The sequence below is a fragment of the Flavobacterium sp. NG2 genome (assembly GCF_034119845.1).
GTDB lineage: Bacteria > Bacteroidota > Bacteroidia > Flavobacteriales > Flavobacteriaceae > Flavobacterium.
In genome coordinates this window covers 3986733-4004240 of sequence record NZ_CP139420.1, presented here as the reverse complement: position 1 = coordinate 4004240, position 17508 = coordinate 3986733, and the positions used below count along the sequence as shown (strand labels likewise).

Here is a 17508-nt window from a genome sequence, read left to right as displayed (position 1 = left end):
TTTGTACCCTTATTTTATAAAATTTATTTTCCCTTGCGTCTTCGCGCCTTTGCGGTAAAAAAAACAGTTTCACAAACTCCGCTGACTTTCGTACCCTTCTTTTTATAAAATTGTTTCCCCTTGCGCCTTAGCGTCTTAGCGGTTAAAAAAAATCCAGTTTCACAAACTCTACTAACTTTAGTACACCCTCACTTTAGTTGCTTCCTAAAAGATTATATAAACAGCACTTGGGTTATAGGTGGATACTCTTCCTAATTCATAGATGATCTCTTTTTGGGCGGGTTTTATGTAAGTATCTGTTTATTAAAGGTGTATATTTAAAAATTGTAGTTAAAATTTTTATAATAGAAGTAAAAACACTAAATTTATGAGAAGTGGTTTTTGTTGATATTTAGAGTGTTTTTTATAATACTAACATGAAAAATACTTTGGTTTATTGTGGTCTGTAGGAATGAAGAAGTGGTGATTATTAACTATAAATTATAAAACGATGAAAAAAGTAGGTATTTGGATTGATAAAAAAAATGCAAAAATTGTTTCTATCGGGTCTGGAAGTGAAAGTTTCGAAACGATTGAATCTCAGGTTGAAGATTTTCATATAGGAGGCGGTAGTGGTACAAAATTCAAAGGAGGACCACAAGATGTTGTTCAGGACAGTAAATATTTAGAAAGGGAAAAGCATCAATTAGCAGATTACTTTAAGGATGTGATGAAAAATATTGCCGATGCGGAAGCAATAGTTGTTTTTGGTCCTGCTCAAACAGGTGAAAAACTGTACAAAGAGTTATTGGATAAGCACTCCCAGTTTCAACATAAAAAAATAGCGGTTGAAAAAGCAGATAGTATGACTGACAACCAAGTTAAGGCATGGGTTAGAAATTATTACACCTCTGATAAATAATATAAACAGAAATAAGAGAACAGGTTTCGGCATCAACATACCGAAACCTGTATTAATTCCACTACTCAAAGTCTCTTGACTTTTGGCTCCTTCCTTTTTATCAAATACAAAGCTAAGTAAATGCTTTGCGTGATCACAACAGTAGGTAAACCACAATTGATAAGGCATTACGAAGCCGAAGGATTCAAATGTTTATAAAAGTTGTTAAGGATTCTGGATATGATTCCTTCGGAGTCGAATACTACGATTGTCTATTTTTATAAACATTTAACTCCTTCGGAATTTACAGTATTTGTGACTTAAAAGCAGTTGAAGTTTATGAAAAATTCGCTTTTAATTTTCTAATCATAAAATTTTCGTTTACCCTTTGGTCATTTCAATCATGTGATTGATTACGTGGGAGTGTTCGTGTTGCGGACTGAACATAATAATTTCAGCATCGGCATTGACTTTTACATTGTGACCTGCGGGCCAGAAAAACAAATCTTTTGCATCAACCGTTTCTTGGATGCCTTTAGCGTCAGTAGTCGTAATTTGGCCACTCAATACATATCCCCAATGTGGTGATTGACATAAATTGCCTTCAAGTCCTATAAACAAAGGGGTGGTGTCTACTCCTGCAGAGAGGCTAAAATACTCTCCACTAATTTTACCTAATCCTGTAGCGTCACCAAAATCAGTATGTTGGCGAATTATAGCTCCTGGGATTTGCATTTTGATTTCAATGTCTTCTTTTGCAATTTTCATAATTGTTCCTTTAAGTTGTATTTGATAGCATTATCCAAGTAGGTACTTTTATGCTGTCGTTTAGGGAATTCAGGAATAAATCACTGAAGTAACAACTAAAGTTCAATTTCATCTCTAAGGTAGGGAATAAAATTGGAACTGATTGGGGAATTGAAGATTAAATAAGTAAAAGGTGTTGATAGAGAGTGAGAAGATGGGTTTTGTTAACTGTTGGTTCTTAGTGAGTCACCTAGTTTTTGGAGTTTGGATAAGTAATTTTTATTAATGGATTAGGGTTCTAAATCTTCTTCTATATTGTCCATTAAAAATTCGACTTCGCTTTCGACCCATTTTATCATCCAGTCTTTTTTGAACGCAAACCAATCTTCTCGAAATCGGGAGTTTTCAACTAATTCATTAAAATTTCGAAAAGGTTTTGGGCGTTCTAAAGCTTTTGTGAGTTCTTTTTTTAAAGCAGCAGTAGGGATGCCACTTTCAATAAAACTTTCCATCATCTGGAACGAGTCCCGACTAGTTGGTTTTTCGATTTCGATAAAATCATCCCCTTCATTTTCTAATTGGTTGATTTCGTTTTCCCAAAATTCCATTTCAATAAAACTATTGTTTTCGTCTGGAATAAATAATAAGGCATTTGTTTTAGAGTTCCAATAGCATTTTAATCCACATTCTAATTGGTCTACAATTTCTTGAATAGTTGTTTTATCAAATGGTTTCATAATCGGAGCTTTATTATTATCTCAAAAATATAAAAAAAAGAAATTGATAGTATCATAATTTAAAACATTACAACTAGTAATGAGTTTTCTTTATGGATTAGTATTTCTTAGTAGTAGAAAATAAGTAAGGAATATCAATTTTTGTCGTCTATCTAAACGGATGGAATTCCAAAACGCTTAACAAAAGTTTAGCAGCCGTTTACAATCCGAAATAAAGATTCTCCCGTATATTAGTATAAAACCTAGAAATGATGAAAGTATTCACTTATTTTGCCCTCTTATTTTTTATAGTAAGTTGTCAATCACAAACCAAAGAATTACCACTTAAAGCCAAGTCAGGCAAAGCCGTTGCAGTTTTTGCCTCAGGTTGTTTCTGGTGTACCGAACATGTTTTTGAAGCCATTTATGGCGTTGATGAAGCCATTTCTGGCTATACAGGTGGCACGACCAAAAATCCAACTTATCACCAAGTTGGAACCAATCAAACAGGTCATGCCGAGGCCGTTGCGGTTTTTTATGATCCTAAAAAAGTATCTTTTGCTCAATTAGTAGATGCTTTTTTTGCCTCTCAAGACCCAACGACGCCCAACCAACAAGGACCAGACGTGGGGTCATCTTATCGCTCGATTGCATTTTATGGAAATCTAAGCGAGAAGAAAATTATCGAAGATAAAATCAAAGCGCTAACTCTGGCAAAAGTGTTTAATAACCCTATTGTGACAGAAGTTAAACCCATTTCGGCCTTTTATGAAGCGGAAGGCTACCACCAAGATTATGTAAAAAACAACCCCAATCAAGGCTATGTAAAAGGGGTTTCAATACCGAGGTTTAATAAGTTTGTTAAGACTTATAAAGGAAAGTTGAAGTAAGGGTTAAAAGCTTAAACACAGAGGTCACAAAGGAAGCACGAAGAGCACTAAGTTTTTATTTCTTTAATCTGTGTTTCTTGTTTAAACACAAAGGTCACAAAGGAATCACGAAGAGCACAAAGATTTTGGATATCTTACAAATATGTTCCTTATTTAAACACAAAGGTCACAAAGGAAGCACAAAGGTCACTGCGTTTGAACTAAAACACAATGTTTTTATTTTTTAAAATCTGTGCTAATCTGTTTAGTTTATCTAATCTGTGTTCCTTTTTTAAGTGCAATCAACACTAAATTAATAGTCCAATAAATTCATTAATTCAAAATTTAAAATCATGAAACGTTACATACAAATCATCAGTTTACCACTTATACTCCTTGTTTTTATGGCATGTATGCAGGCCAATAAAAAAGAAGGAATCGCACTAGCTGAAACGGCTAATCCGCAGCAAGAGAAATTATCGCTCAATGATACTTCTTTGAAAAAAGTGGTTAAGACGGATGCGGACTGGAAAAAAGAATTGACCGCTACTCAATACCATATTCTACGAGAAAAAGGAACGGAATACCCGTTTAGAAATCCGTATTTTGACAACCATAAAAAAGGGTATTATTTCTGTGCAGGGTGTAAACTACCTTTGTTTTCTTCGGAAACTAAGTTTGAATCGGGGACTGGATGGCCTAGTTTTTATGATGTTTTAGATAAAAAAAGAGTCAAAGAAGTAGTTGATAAAAGCCTTGGAATGGTGCGTGGCGAAATTGTTTGTGCGCGTTGTGAAGGGCATTTAGGGCATTTGTTTGATGATGGACCTCAACCTACAGGTTTGCGTTATTGTATGAACTCTGGTGCTATGTTATTTCAGGAGAAGTAAAAATTTATAAACATATAAGTCATATAAGTTTTTTGAAAAGCAAGAAGAGGTTTAAACCATTTAAGAAATTAAAGAGCATTTAAGTAACGGGAAGCAGATAATTTTTGAACATATAAGTCATATAAGTTTTTTGAAAAGCAAGAAGAAGATTAAACCATTTAAGAAATTAAAGAGCATTTAAGTAACGGGAAGCAGATAATTTTTGAACATATAAGTCATATAAGTTTTTTGAAAAGCAAGAAGAAGATTAAACCATTTAAGAAATTAAAGAGCATTTAAGTAACGGGAAGCAGATAATTTTTGAACATATAAGTCATTTAAGTTTTTTGAAAAGCAAGAAGAAGATTAAACCATTTAAGAAATTAAAGAGCATTTAAGTAACGGGAAGCAGATAATTTTTGAACATTTAAGTCATATAAGTTTTTTGAAAAGCTAGAAGAGGTTTAACCATTTAAGAAATTTAAGAGCAATTAAGTAACGGGAAGCAGATAATTTTTGAACATATAAGTCGTATAAGTTTTTCTAAAAAAAAGTTTAAACTATTTAATAAATTTAAGAGCATTTAAGTTATTTTGACTTTTATTGAAACTGTACCAAAAACTATGTAAGTATGAAAAAAACTTATGTGACTTATATGTTAAATTAAGATTCAAATATTTATTAGACGCAAGCTGCTTTAATGTTCTTATATTTCTTAAATGTTTTAAAAAAATAAATGTTTAAAAAAAAAACTATTGGTAGCTTTTTTTAATAACCTCTAAGGCAGGTTTTTCTTGTGGTGTATAATCGATAGCTCTTTTTTTATGATAATCATCAGCATACCATTTCCAAGCAAAACCTCCTGCATACCATTTTTGATTTTTGAAGGTATTAAATAAAGCTTCATATCCGTTTGCCTGTGCGGTATTGTTGAGGTCTGAGTTGTTTTCTTTCCAAGGCTCATGAGCGGCATAATTGGAATTGCGATAGCCAAACTCTGTAAACAAAATCTTTTTCTTTTCTTTCTTTTGAAGGGCTTGCATTTTTGGGAGGTGCTTTTGCCATCCTTTTTCAAAGTCGCTAATCGATGGGTTTTCTTTGTCGGATAGGGGGAAATAGGCATCTACTCCAATATAGTCGAGTTGGTTCCAAAAAGGGACTTTGTCATATTCGTCCCAATTAGCTGCATAGGTCAGTTTTCCAGTATATATTTTCTTGATTTTTCTAATTAATTGCATCCAGAATTGGGGTCTTTTGGCTATTGGATTTTGCAATTCGGTTCCAAAACAGAAAAGATCTACTTTTTCATCTTGAGCAATTTGGGCGTATTGTAGAATGTATTTTTCATAATCAGTTTCCCAATTTTCCCATTCTTGAACAGTAGCAAAATCAAGATTTCCCGTAAAGAATTGGTGATTGACCCAAAGGTGTGGTTTCAGCATGATTTTCATTTGATGGCGATGCGCAAGCTTAATGCATTCGATGATTCCTGCGGTACTTTCTCCCCACCATTGTTTTTTATGATTGTAGATGACAGCAGCCTTATCCATGTCTACGAAGGCATAGGGAATAAGTGAAATAGAATTTATATGATGCTCTGCTAGTTCTTGAAAGGTTATTTTATCGATGGCCGATCTGGGTGCGACTAAATTCATGCCTTTGTATTCCGGATTGTATTTAGCAACACATATTATGGTTTTTGCAGTGCTGTAAAGTGCAAAGCCACTTAGCAAAACCGTAATAAGTAAAAGAAGAATGATTGCCGACTTTTTCATACTTGTAAATTTAGTCAAAAAGGAGGATTAGTACGTTTTTTTGGCTATAATTAACTCTTTGGCATTGTATTAGGAAAACTACAATTCAAAACAAAATATTCCTATGCAAACGAATTTGCACAAGGGATAGCAGTGGAAATTCTTTTTATTATGTAGCGATAGCGGAATAATAAAAAGATTGTAACGAATAGCCCGACCGCACTGAAACGGAGTGGAAGTGGGGTTGTGCCCTAATTGTTTTAATCTTCTTGCTCTTGTTCTTGTTTTTTTTCCTCTTTTTGAGGGATATGACAAAAACTATCAGGTTGGCGGGATTTAGCATATTCATAACCGTCATTCCACCATTTTGTCATTTCGGCGGGGTCGAAAATCAAGGGGTTGTCTGTGAGTTGTTCAGGAGTGAAGTAAAAATTGATTTTGATATTTTGGTTTAAACCAATGAGTTTTCCAATGATGATGTCCTTAGAGTTGTTAGTGTTTTTCATGAACTGAAAAGTTCTAAACAGAAGCGAGAAAGCATTTTTTATTATAGGTAAATGCAAATTTTGGACTTCATTTTCGAGAATGATGACGTCAATTTCGGTAGCTCCATTTTCGATAGCACAGGAAATAGGAACGAAATTCCCAAAACCGCCATCGGCATATTGGTACCCATCTTTGCTAAACAAACTCATGAAAGGAGTGTAATTAGACGAGGCCCAAGCCCAATCGCAAAACTCTTCATGGGTACATTCCTTTGAATTAAAATATTCGATTTGGTTCAAGGTTAGGTTGGAAACCGTTACGATGACTTTTTTATTTTCTTCTTGTAGTCGATTATACTCCTCGGCAGTAATGCTCTTTTTAATAAGACGTCTCAGGTTGTGGCTTTCGCCAAAGGTAGGACAGCCCTTGATAAAGGATAATACAGAATTAAAGTGATTAATTTTAGTATCGTAGCCGTCTTTGGTTTTTTTGATGATAAAAGGAGAAATACTGAAAATATCTTCTTGAGAAACAGAAGTATATATTTTTTTAATTTTTTCAATTTCGCCCAAAGCTAAATGAGGCAATAATAAGCAGCCCGTCGAGCAACCTACATACAATTCGTATTGGTTGCAACAATCATTGATTAAATATTCGGCTATTCCACCTGCAAAAGCGCCTTTGCTGCCTCCGCCTGAAATGATTAATGCTCTCATTAATGCCTTTTTTTTGGGGTTATACTTTTTTGATTTGGTCTATAATTGCGTTCTTTTTTTCGGGACTTAATTTTTCTGTTTTATTTGTCTCACTAAATCTAAACCATCGGTTGATTAAACTATCAATGATTTTAGATTGTTTTTCATAGGCATTACAAGTCTTACACATCGCTTTATGTGTTTGTAATTGGAGCTTTTCCTTTACAGATAGTGGTGTTAATTGTTGTTTGTCAATTAGCTCCGTAGTTATTTTACAAGATTTTACTAGCATTTGCATTAATTTGTTCATTATGTGTCTCTCTAGTTAGTCCCATTTTGATTCTAGACATTGTTTCAAGAGCAATTTGGCTCGGTGAATAATTTGCCAATAGTTTGACGCTTTGATATCCAGTTCCTTACAGATAAGCTCTGCTTTGTTATTGGATAAATATTTAGCCGTAACGGCTAGTTTCCATTTTTGAGGTAGCTCTTCCATACAATATTGCATGACAAGGTTAAAATCTGGATTGTCTAATAGTTCCTCGTCTTGTTCCCAAACTGGATTTATGTTTTTGTCAATCCAATTTTCGGTTGAATTGAATAAGCCATCAGAAAGTTCAAAACCGCTATCTTCTGTAAGATGAAAGTTGTTTTTGGTTGTTCGAGCTGACTGACGATAATAATCTATTACTTTATTGTTTAAAATAGCAAACAACCAAGTTTTAGGTTGGCTTTTACCTTGAAAACTATCTATTTTATTGAAGGCAGCTAGAAAGGTTTCTTGAACCAAATCCTCGGCTGTTTCTTTGGAAGAGGTCTTGTAAAATGCCCAAGAATAGAGTTCGTCACCAAATTGATGAACCCAGCTTTCTACAGCTGATTTTGTGTTTTCTATAGCGATACTCATTGTATATTGACTTTCTAATGATGTTTAGTCCAAATATACTGATTTTTTAAAGGGAAATTTATCACGAAATTCAAAAATTAGGAATAAAATAACGATACTATATTCTACAGCTATCAATATGAAATTCTCTTTGGAAGTGGCATTAGCGTAAGCACTATAACTTAAAATTACGGTTAAACTCCAAATAATGGGATAGTTGAAACGAGTGAAAACAGCAATTAAAACCAAATTAATGATGTACCAAGGATGCACTGTAGTGGAACTTAAAAAATAAACAGTAAGCACTATCAGAAAACTTTGTAGCAATTGAGTTGTGGTTTTGTTTTTTCCGATTAGCGCTTGGTACACGATAAAAAGCACCATGATTATAGGGATAATTTTTCCCGTGGTATGAATGATATTATAGCCTTTGACCCAAAATCCTATTTCTCGAATGATATAATAGAGACTCGCATTGAATTCAAAATTTGTAAACCAAAGTCCGATAGTTTCGCTGTAATTATGAATCAATTCAGCCGAAAGAAACGGGAGAAAAAATACGATGTTGAGTCCGATGATGATACTGTAGAAATAGATGATTTTTTTCCAACCAATTTTTTGTAAAAACAATGGTAATAAAAGTAAAGGCAATAGCTTAGTCGAAATGGATAAAGCTAGAATTACGGCTGCCCATTTCCATTTGTTTTGGTGTAACAAATAAAGGCTCCAAGTTAAAAAGAACAACATCACTCCTTCAAAATGAAGATTGGCAGTCAATTCGATAATGACTAAAGGATTGAGAATGTACCAAAAGATACGGTGTTTCTCGAAGCCGAGTTGTTGCAATAATTTGGTTCCAAAATAAAGCGTCCCAATATCAGCCAAAATAATAATGACACGCATTCCGATGACCGCACCAAGAATCGTATTGTTGCTAAAAAAAGCAGCAATAGCAAAGAATAATTGATTAACAGGAGGATAATTGGAGAAATGACTGGCACTCAAACTGCCCATGCCTTGGTGTAATTCGGCTGTATTTGCAATAGTAAAGTTGGGTTGTAAAATTAGATTGTCGGGTAAATACAGATACGGATTGATTCCTTCCAATATCAAACGACCATCCCAAATAAAACGGAAATAATCCTGCGATAAATTGGGGACAACCAAAAGTAAAAGCAACCGAATAGCAATGGCTGTTGTTATTAAAAAGGAGGTATTATTTTTTTGTAATTGAATGATTTGATAAGCACAAAAGAACAGCAATACAAATCCAACAACCAAAAGCGCAAATTCCTTTCGTTCCAAAAAATATCCCAAATAGCCATACAAAAACAGACTCAGGCTGAGGAATAGGTATGATTTAGTATTATTTGAAACCATCGAACTCATTTGGGAACAGCAATAGATTGAACAAAAACATAACCATAACCAATACTAAGCATAATGTGTAAAAAAGACAAACTATAATCCCCAAGATAAAAGGCGCTGTATATTCCAAAGGAAAAATAGAGCATCAATAAACCTTCAAAAAAGACATTTTTGGATAGCTTTTTGGGTAAATAACTGTTTTGTTTCCATTTGTCTTTAAGACCTTCGATATTCAATTTTGGTGTGCGTACAAATTCACTTTTCTTGCCCCATAATCCTTCTAAAACCGCTACCGTATTGTGAAATGAAAATCCCATGGCTATGGTGTAAAAGGTAAAAAACAAACCAATGTACTGGATGAAATTTTTGAAACCACCGCCATGAATACTCTTGTAAGTAAACCAATAGCTGATAAAAAACAAGATTGAGGTAATAATGAAAAAGAATAAAAAATGAAACAGGTATTCAAATTGGGGATAACGCTGTTTGATAAAAAGCACGGGAATACTCAATATAGCCATGATAAATAGTGCCAAAAACATCGAGCTGTTTAATAAATGCAAAATTCCGTGTGCTTTGGTTTTAAACGAAATAGTATCTGAGTTTAAAACACGTTTGGCATTTTTGGAGAAATTTTCGGCGCCACCTTTGTTCCAACGAAATTGCTGTGAACGAGCCGCACTGATGATGGCAGGCAATTCAGCGGGAGTTGCAATGTTTTCGAGGTATTTGAATTTCCAATTTTTAAGTTGGGCACGGTAACTTAGATCTAAATCTTCGGTTAGGGTATCGCTCTGCCAATTTCCGGCATCCAGAATACAATCCTTTCTCCAAACGCCAGCCGTTCCATTAAAATTAATAAAATGGGATTGCGAATTGCGACCTACTTGTTCCAATGTAAAGTGCGCATCCAAGGCAAAAGCTTGAATCTTAGTTAGTATCGAATAATTGCGGTTCAAATGTCCCCAACGGGTTTGCACTACCCCAATTTTAGCATCTTTAAAATAGGGAATGGTCAGTAACAACCAATTTTTTTGAGGGACAAAGTCGGCATCAAAAATAGCGATGAATTCGCCTTTGGCAACTTCGAGGCCTTCTTTGAGCGCACCAGCTTTGAAACCAGTTCTGTTCGTTCTCTTTATATGAACAATATCCAAACCAGTTTGCGTTAATTCTTCAATTAATTCTTGGGTTTGGATGACACTTTCATCAGTACTATCATCAAGTACTTGGATTTCAAGTTTGGATTTCGGGTATTCTAATTGGGATATGGTGCGCAACAAACGTTCGGTTACATATTTTTCGTTATAAAGCGGTAATTGTACAGTAACAAAAGGGTAGGCGTCTCCTTTTTCAAAATCATATTGTGGAGCGTTCTCGCTTTGTTTTTTACTTTTCAAATAATTGAGTAGCAGGTTGAATTGTGCCAGTCCATAAAAGAAAATCAATACAATCGAAATAACGTAAAGGATTAAAATAATATATGATAGTATTAACATAGTTTATTTGAAGGTGTATTTAAAAATCCAACCGATGATTTTGATTCCAGCCATAATAGTTCCCTTGACCGTACCAGAAACTTTGGAAACTCCAATTCGATTTTTGTAGCGCACAGGAATTTCGATATAAGTCATTTTTTGTTGGAGGACTTTCAGTTGCATTTCGACAGTCCAGCCATAGGTTTTGTCCTCCATTTTCAAAGCTAACAATTTTTGGTACTTAATGGCTCGAAACGGACCTAAATCGGTGTATTTAGCTTTGAAAAACAGTTCCATTAAAAAAGTAGCCAACCAGTTCCCGAAAATTTGTTGGGGGGTCATCGCGTGTTTTTCGCGTAAAGCGGATACTCTAGCACCAATGACAAAATCGATATTTTCGTTTATAATTGGATTAGTAAGTTTTACTAATTCTTCAGGATAGTCAGAATAATCGCCATCTAAGAATACCACAATATAGGGCTTGTTTTCTTTTTGGGCGAGGTATTCCAAGCCTTTTAAACAGGCATAACCATAACCTTTTTTATTTTCGGATAAAACCGTAGCACCCGCTTTTTGCGCAACTGCCATCGTGTTGTCAGTAGAATTGTTGCTCACTACAATAATTTCGTTTACAAAATCTGGAATTTCGCTGATAACATGACCAATGGCTTTTTCCTCATTGTAAGCGGGTATAATTACGACAATTGAATTCATTTAGTGTTGTCTTTTTGGTAGGCCGAAAGGCTGTTCCATTCGTTTGTTTTACTGCCCATTTTATATTTTTCGGCCTTGACTATTTTTCCGTCTTTGTAGAGGAGGTTTAGTCCGTGTGGTTTGTCGTTTTGATATTCGGTTTTTCGTATAAGGGTTTCATTCGAATCATAAAACAGCCACCATTTTTGTTTTTTGTTGGCAAGATAGTGTCCTTCTTCTTTTTTATTGCCATTTTCATAATAGAAAAACCAATAATCGACCTTTTGGTTTTGGCTTAACCAACCTTCACATTGCATTTTTCCATTTGGATAATAATTTTTCGAATACTGCTTTTGTTCGGAAGTTCCGAAAACAGTCATCATTAAAAGCAGAAAAAGTCCTTTTGTCATTTTATTATGCTCAAATTAATTTTTTTAGCCACAGATTAAAAGGATTAATGTGTGCTTATCCTTTTAATTTTCTGTAATCCTTTTTTATAAATCTGCCTCATCTGCAAAAATCTGCGTGAAAAAATTTGCACGCAGATTTGGCAGATTTACGCGGATAATAATTTAGATTTTATATAAATGAAAGTCCAAATCTACTTTCTTGTAATTTAACTGTACTTATTTTTGATTCACTAAATCCATTAAATCCACATCATTTCCTAATAAGATTTCGTTTGCATTGATACGACCTGAAGGCGTATCATTTTCTAATTTCAATACGCCACGAGGACAAACTGCCGCACAAATTCCACAACCTACGCAGGATGAACGTACAATATTTTCTCCTTTTTGAGCATAGCTACGCACATCGATTCCCATTTCGCAATAGGTTGAGCAGTTACCACAAGAGATGCATTGACCGCCGTTAGTCGTGATTCTAAATCTTGAAAACAAACGTTGTTGCAATCCTAAAACCGCTGCCATAGGACAACCAAAACGACACCAAACTCGATTTCCCATAATGGGATAAAACCCAACGCCAACCACACCACTAAAAGCTGCTCCAATAGCAAAACCGTACCATTCTCTTAATTTATAACTATCGATAAAAAAGATGTTTTGGTTGCCCGAAAAATAATTCATTATGATAGCAAGCACCATAATGACTACTAAAGTTAGCATGGTGTAAACTGCATCCGTATCCAGGTCTTTTCTTTTGAAAGCATATAAAAGCGAAGTGAAGATTCCTAAGAAAATAACGATTCCCCATACAAATTGGTCTCTGGTAATAAAGCTCATTTCAGGATTGTTAGAAAGAAATGTAAATATCACCGCAATGGTACTCACAAAGGCAAATACTAAAACCGAATGAATCATCCAGCGTTCAATTTTCCAAGCTTTAACCGAGTTGTCACTCAAATGTCGGAAACTATCTCCAGCAGTTTCGGCTAGTCCTCCACAGCCACAAACCCAAGAGCAATACCAACGTTTACCATAAAAATAAGTAAGGATAGGGGAGATGATAAAAATCAACGCCACTCCAAAAATCAACATAAAAGCGCCTAAATCGCCACCATTGATAAGGTTTTTTAAATGCCATTCGTCAAAAAAGTAATAGTTCAACGGCCACATATTTTTTAAATCTTTGGCAAAATAAGCTTTCTCAGGATTTAGCTTTTCGAGAATTTCAGGAATTAAAAAAGCAAACCCCAACTGGAAAAACATAACCGAAAGCGTACGAACCAACTGGTATTTGTTATGACGGTATTTTAAAATGAATTTGTAACCCAATCCTAAAATAGCAACCGTATAAAGTGTTCCATATACAAACCATTGACTGGCTGGTTTTCCGTTTAACATCAAACTCAACGGGTCGAAAAAACCAACAATTCCGGTATTTGTTCCGCCTTCTGAATTCAGTCCGAGATAGCTAGGGAACCAATATAACACTACATAAAAGGTTGTCAAAATAATTCCTATCATCCAAGCGACTGTTCCTTTGTTTGTTAGTCCGGATGTCCACACATGGTTATTTTGGATTCCTTCGGGTTTGTTCAGGTAGGTTCTGTTCGAATAAACAAGTATTCCTGTAAAAATAGCGATTATAGATGCTGTCAGCCAAATTTCTTTATTGGGAAAATTAAAATTGAATAGCGCCAACGCCATGATAAACAAACCGATTAAACCAACAGCAATTCCTGATTTTTGGATGCTGTCAAGACCGTTGTTCTCGTGTGAGGCAATCGATATGTTTTTAATTGATTTACTCATGTTATGCAGTTTTAATTTCAACACCTTGGTTAATGAATTGTGATTGAATTTCTTTAGTATGACTTTTGTATAGTTCAGGGTCAAAATTGGCTTGATTCAAATGTTGAATGACATAATCAATTGTTTTGTTTTCAGTGAGAACTTTATCAAAAAAGGCATGACGCATGCGGATGCCGAAGGTGTTTATGCCTAGGAATACTCCTGTTTCTTTGTGATACGAAATTCGGATGGCTTTTTTGCCTGTCTTGTCTTCCCAATACAATTGGGCTTCGTATTCCTTTGGCTGAGCCCAAACCCAACCGTAAGTTTGGTATTCGATATCGAAAAATTTAGCCGAGTTGAACCAATGTCCCGGTTTGTATTCAGTGCGTTTTCCTGTGAGGGTTTGTGCCAAAGCTTCGCCCATCATTCTACCCGTGTACCAAACGGCTTCAATAGGTCGTCGTAAATCAATGCCTTCATGTTGCTCGGCACAATCGCCAATGGCATAAATATCCTTGCAATTGGTCTCTAAAAACCGATTCACTTTGACACCTCGCCCTAATTCAATTCCCGAATCTTTCAAGAAGTCCACATTGGGAGAAACGCCCGCGGTCAATCCTACGATTTGGCATTCGATGGTTTCGCCTTTGTCAGTGATAATGGCTTTGGCATGACCATTTTCGTCTGAAATGATTTCCTTCAAACTGCTGTCTAATCGCAAATCAATATGATGTTCTAGAATATGACGATTAATCATTTGGCTTTCGGCAAAAGGCAAAACACCATCCCAAAAACTCTTTTCACGGACCAAGAACGTCACGGGGATTTTACGCGAATGCAGCATTTCAGCCAGTTCGATTCCGATTAAGCCACCACCCACAATCACGGCTCTTTTAGTAGTAGAAGCCCATTGTTCTAAGTTTTCCAAATCTTGTTTGTGGTATAAGCCTGTAACCCCTTTTAAATCTTGTCCTGGCCAGCCAAATTTATTTGACTTAGAACCCGTAGCAATGACTAATTTATCAAAAGTAAAAACTGTATTTCCGTCTAAAATGATAGATTTCTCTTTTGGAAAAACTTGGGTCACTTTTTTATGGAGTAGGTCAATCTTGTTTTTTTTCCAAAAATCATTTTCATACGGTTGTGTGTGCTCAAACTTCATATGTCCCATAAAAACATACATCAAAGCCGTACGCGAAAAGAAAAATTCTGTTTCCGATGAAATGATGGTGATTTTAGAATCCGATTGTTTCCGAATGTGTCTGGCGAGTGTAACTCCCGAAATTCCGTTACCAATGATGACAATATGTTCCATAAATAGGTGGTATTATGTGAATAGCTTTTTGAAATCGATTTTAGATAGTTTTAAAATCGGCAGCAGGGGTAAAAGTATTGGCATCTACTTTTATGAATTTGATGTTGGATAGCGTTGCATTTCCAATTTCTTCGGTCAAACCTTTATCAGCTGCCCATTCCCAAAAACTCCATTTTGTTGCCACAGGAATGCCGTCAATAGTTGTGTAATCTGTATATTTTATAGCATGCGGATTTTTCTCGGCTTCTTCTTTGTTTTTATTAGCAGTGACAATATAAGCCGCTTTTTCAATTAAATTGGTTTCTTTATTGGAATAAACCACATACCAATCATCAGGAGCGTCGCCCGTTCCTGCTTCAAATGTTAGGCGTTGGCTGTCAAATTTTTCGTGATCAGATTCTTTGTTTTCATAGTTTTCCCATTTAGTACCGCCATCGCTCATTTTATATGGGAATAAAAAGAAATACGACCAAGTATAAGCGTCAAATCGAACCGATTTTTCAGAAGGAACATCAGAGGAGTAAAATACTTTGTCATGGTCTGTAATAATTTTGGAACCATTTTTAAATTCAATTAATCCTTTGCTGGAATTGGTTAAAAGTGTTACAGTAGCGTTCAAACGTTCTTGGCCACCAAATAATAATTGGATGTCAAATTGTATCGCTTCTTTTGCGCTAAAAGCTTCTTTTTGGTGTGCTTTTTCGGTTTTTTGAACGAAAGTTTCTTCTTCTTTGTTTTTTTCTTCTTCTTTAGATGATTTACAACTTGCTAATGAAAGTGTTGCTAGAAAAAGTACTACGGCCGTTTTTGTAAATGGATTCATTTTTATTATTTTTTTAAGTTTAATTCTTTGAAAATGAGTTGTGTTTTTGTGTTAAAGGTTTCAATAAAGGAAGAGAAATCTTTGGCAAAGAAATGTTAACGTTCATTTATATAAAGACATTTTTAAATTAATATCTGCATAAATCTGTCAAATCTGCATGCTGATTTTTTTAGCAGATTTGGCAGATTTTGTTACAATTAAAATGAAATATTTCAAATCTTTAAATTTAGATAATTCAGTAAAACTAAATGATACTTAATTTCTTAATGGTTTTATTGTTTTAGATAATGTTTCTATTATAATATTCTTGTAAGCTATTTATCGAATGTCCCATCCTTTTTTTGAGATGAATCACTCCAAAATGGTATTGTAATTTCCAAACCCCGTTTTGTTTGTGTTTTCGTGCCGATGTAATCAGGTAGTGCGGTATCACAACAAATTGTTTTTTGGCGTAAAGCCGTTCTATAATTTCGTTGTCTTCATAAATAATGCAATTTTCGTCAAAGCCAATGATGCTGTCAAACAGTTTTTTGCATACAAATAATGACTGGTCACCACCACGACAACTCTTGTGATTAAACCGGGTGAACCACTGGCAGATGGATAAAAGCGGGTGTTTCAGGTCAAATTTCATTCGGAAACAACCCGCTTGATTCCCTTTATTAATTTCCTTTTCAATCAATAAATCGAAATCTTGGGGCGGGAAACTATCACAATGCAAAAAATACAAAATTGTTCCAGTTGCCCGTTTAGCGCCCGCATTCATTTGTTTGGCTCTCCCTTTTTCTGATGTTATGCATTGTATTTTGTCTGAAATATTGATTTGTTCCAAGGAACCATCGGTACTTCCGCCATCAACTACAATTACTTCATAAGGGATTTTTTTCGAAATCACATTCTCAAGATACAACAAAACAGACCGAATGGTTTCAGCCTCGTTGTATATCGGGATGATTATCGAAATCTTATTCATTCAAACTCCAGTTATAATCTTTGTAACTTGTTTTTGCTTTAGCATCAATTTTTACGGAGCTGTATTGATTTAAAAAATCAATCAACGAACCTTTGGTTTTAAAATCGCCAGCAAACCAATTGAAAATTTCAGAAACTTCAATTTTAGATTTTGTAATGGTATTTTTAGTTTTATCATTAATGAAACTTTTGGCAACTTGTGCTAGTTGTTTACTTAAATTGGCTTCTGTATAGGCCTCGTTTAACAAATTCGGACAAGAAAATGAAGCACAGTTAATAGCAAAATGGATGCGTGGTTCGCCCATTTTACGTAGAATTTCATGCTCTACTTGTTCTAAACTATATTTTTGACCGCCTAAGGCGAAAAACTTTTTACCCCAAGGATTACTGATTTCTTTGATGCTTTTGACAGGGTAATTATCAATAATTAATTTAACTGTAAAGGCATTGTAAACATTAATCCAATACGCTAAAGTAGCATTTCGGCTCCATGATTTTGAAGGTACATTCGCTTCTAAAACATCTAAATAGGCTTCTAAAGCTGTCTTGTCTTTTAGAAACCCTTTGTAGTTTACATTTCCATTAGCTGAAACATGTTTTTTTAATAAGGCGTCCCATTTAGAGTGATCCACATTTTTAATGGTTTCTGAAGCAATTATCTGAATTGAATTTGGATTAGCGGATGTTTTTTTTTGAATACATCCCATAACCAATAAGGGTATAAATAGGAGGGATAAAAGTATTTTTTTCATCTGT

The 17508-nt window shown here is 34.8% G+C and carries 18 protein-coding genes; 3 read left to right on the top strand and 15 right to left on the bottom strand.

What is annotated here, in order from left to right:
- Window positions 1-490 precede the first annotated feature (490 nt).
- Entirely contained in the window at window positions 491-901 is a 411-nt protein-coding gene (locus tag SLW70_RS16060) for a hypothetical protein (protein ID WP_320889671.1), read from the top strand.
- Window positions 902-1261: 360 nt separating this feature from the next.
- Here the strand turns inward: SLW70_RS16060 and SLW70_RS16055 are convergent, their stop codons facing one another.
- Together SLW70_RS16055 and SLW70_RS16050 are read right to left on the bottom strand one after the other, a co-directional pair.
- A complete protein-coding gene (locus SLW70_RS16055; protein WP_320889670.1) occupies window positions 1262-1648 on the bottom strand; it encodes a cupin domain-containing protein in 387 nt (128 codons plus the stop codon).
- Window positions 1649-1917: 269 nt separating this feature from the next.
- Complete coding sequence (locus SLW70_RS16050; RefSeq protein ID WP_320889669.1) at window positions 1918-2364, bottom strand: UPF0158 family protein; 447 nt, start codon at window positions 2362-2364, stop codon at window positions 1918-1920.
- A 251-nt stretch (window positions 2365-2615) separates the two neighbouring features.
- Here SLW70_RS16050 and msrA point away from each other — a divergent pair, with 251 nt between their 5' ends.
- Entirely contained in the window at window positions 2616-3233 is a 618-nt protein-coding gene (msrA, locus tag SLW70_RS16045; RefSeq protein WP_320891809.1) for a peptide-methionine (S)-S-oxide reductase MsrA, read from the top strand.
- A gap of 332 nt (window positions 3234-3565) precedes the next feature.
- Window positions 3566-4102: a peptide-methionine (R)-S-oxide reductase MsrB gene (msrB, locus tag SLW70_RS16040; protein ID WP_320889668.1), complete on the top strand. Its 537-nt coding sequence runs from the start codon at window positions 3566-3568 to the stop codon at window positions 4100-4102.
- A 731-nt stretch (window positions 4103-4833) separates the two neighbouring features.
- Here the strand turns inward: msrB and SLW70_RS16035 are convergent.
- The 13 genes from SLW70_RS16035 to SLW70_RS15975 all read right to left on the bottom strand — a co-directional run bounded on the left by SLW70_RS16035 (window position 4834) and on the right by SLW70_RS15975 (window position 17504).
- Window positions 4834-5856 carry a glycoside hydrolase family 113 gene (locus tag SLW70_RS16035; protein WP_320889667.1) on the bottom strand — a complete coding sequence of 341 codons (1023 nt, stop codon included), beginning with the start codon at window positions 5854-5856 and terminating at the stop codon, window positions 4834-4836.
- A gap of 239 nt (window positions 5857-6095) precedes the next feature.
- Window positions 6096-7037, bottom strand: a complete 942-nt coding sequence (locus SLW70_RS16030) for a patatin-like phospholipase family protein (RefSeq protein WP_320889666.1) — start codon at window positions 7035-7037, stop codon at window positions 6096-6098.
- 19 nt (window positions 7038-7056) lie between these two features.
- Window positions 7057-7314, bottom strand: a complete 258-nt coding sequence (locus SLW70_RS16025; protein ID WP_320889665.1) for a hypothetical protein — start codon at window positions 7312-7314, stop codon at window positions 7057-7059.
- 27 nt (window positions 7315-7341) lie between these two features.
- Window positions 7342-7923 carry a sigma-70 family RNA polymerase sigma factor gene (locus SLW70_RS16020; protein WP_320889664.1) on the bottom strand — a complete coding sequence of 194 codons (582 nt, stop codon included), beginning with the start codon at window positions 7921-7923 and terminating at the stop codon, window positions 7342-7344.
- Window positions 7924-7947: 24 nt separating this feature from the next.
- Window positions 7948-9282: a polyprenol phosphomannose-dependent alpha 1,6 mannosyltransferase MptB gene (mptB, locus tag SLW70_RS16015; protein WP_320889663.1), complete on the bottom strand. Its 1335-nt coding sequence runs from the start codon at window positions 9280-9282 to the stop codon at window positions 7948-7950.
- A 5-nt stretch (window positions 9283-9287) separates the two neighbouring features.
- Window positions 9288-10769, bottom strand: a complete 1482-nt coding sequence (locus SLW70_RS16010) for a cellulose synthase family protein (protein WP_320889662.1) — start codon at window positions 10767-10769, stop codon at window positions 9288-9290.
- Between the two features lie 3 nt (window positions 10770-10772).
- Window positions 10773-11462: a glycosyltransferase family 2 protein gene (locus tag SLW70_RS16005; RefSeq protein ID WP_320889661.1), complete on the bottom strand. Its 690-nt coding sequence runs from the start codon at window positions 11460-11462 to the stop codon at window positions 10773-10775.
- Complete coding sequence (locus tag SLW70_RS16000; RefSeq protein WP_320889660.1) at window positions 11459-11851, bottom strand: hypothetical protein; 393 nt, start codon at window positions 11849-11851, stop codon at window positions 11459-11461. Before SLW70_RS16000 ends, SLW70_RS16005 begins: the two co-directional genes overlap by 4 nt.
- Window positions 11852-12067: 216 nt before the next feature.
- Window positions 12068-13660, bottom strand: coding sequence for a 4Fe-4S binding protein (locus SLW70_RS15995; RefSeq protein ID WP_320889659.1), 1593 nt, complete (start codon window positions 13658-13660; stop codon window positions 12068-12070).
- A gap of 1 nt (window position 13661) precedes the next feature.
- Entirely contained in the window at window positions 13662-14957 is a 1296-nt protein-coding gene (locus SLW70_RS15990; protein ID WP_320889657.1) for an FAD/NAD(P)-binding oxidoreductase, read from the bottom strand.
- Window positions 14958-14997: 40 nt separating this feature from the next.
- Window positions 14998-15780 carry a hypothetical protein gene (locus SLW70_RS15985; protein WP_320889656.1) on the bottom strand — a complete coding sequence of 261 codons (783 nt, stop codon included), beginning with the start codon at window positions 15778-15780 and terminating at the stop codon, window positions 14998-15000.
- A gap of 280 nt (window positions 15781-16060) precedes the next feature.
- Complete coding sequence (locus tag SLW70_RS15980; RefSeq protein WP_320889655.1) at window positions 16061-16753, bottom strand: TIGR04283 family arsenosugar biosynthesis glycosyltransferase; 693 nt, start codon at window positions 16751-16753, stop codon at window positions 16061-16063.
- Entirely contained in the window at window positions 16746-17504 is a 759-nt protein-coding gene (locus SLW70_RS15975) for a DUF547 domain-containing protein (RefSeq protein WP_320889654.1), read from the bottom strand. Before SLW70_RS15975 ends, SLW70_RS15980 begins: the two co-directional genes overlap by 8 nt.
- Window positions 17505-17508: the final 4 nt, after the last annotated feature.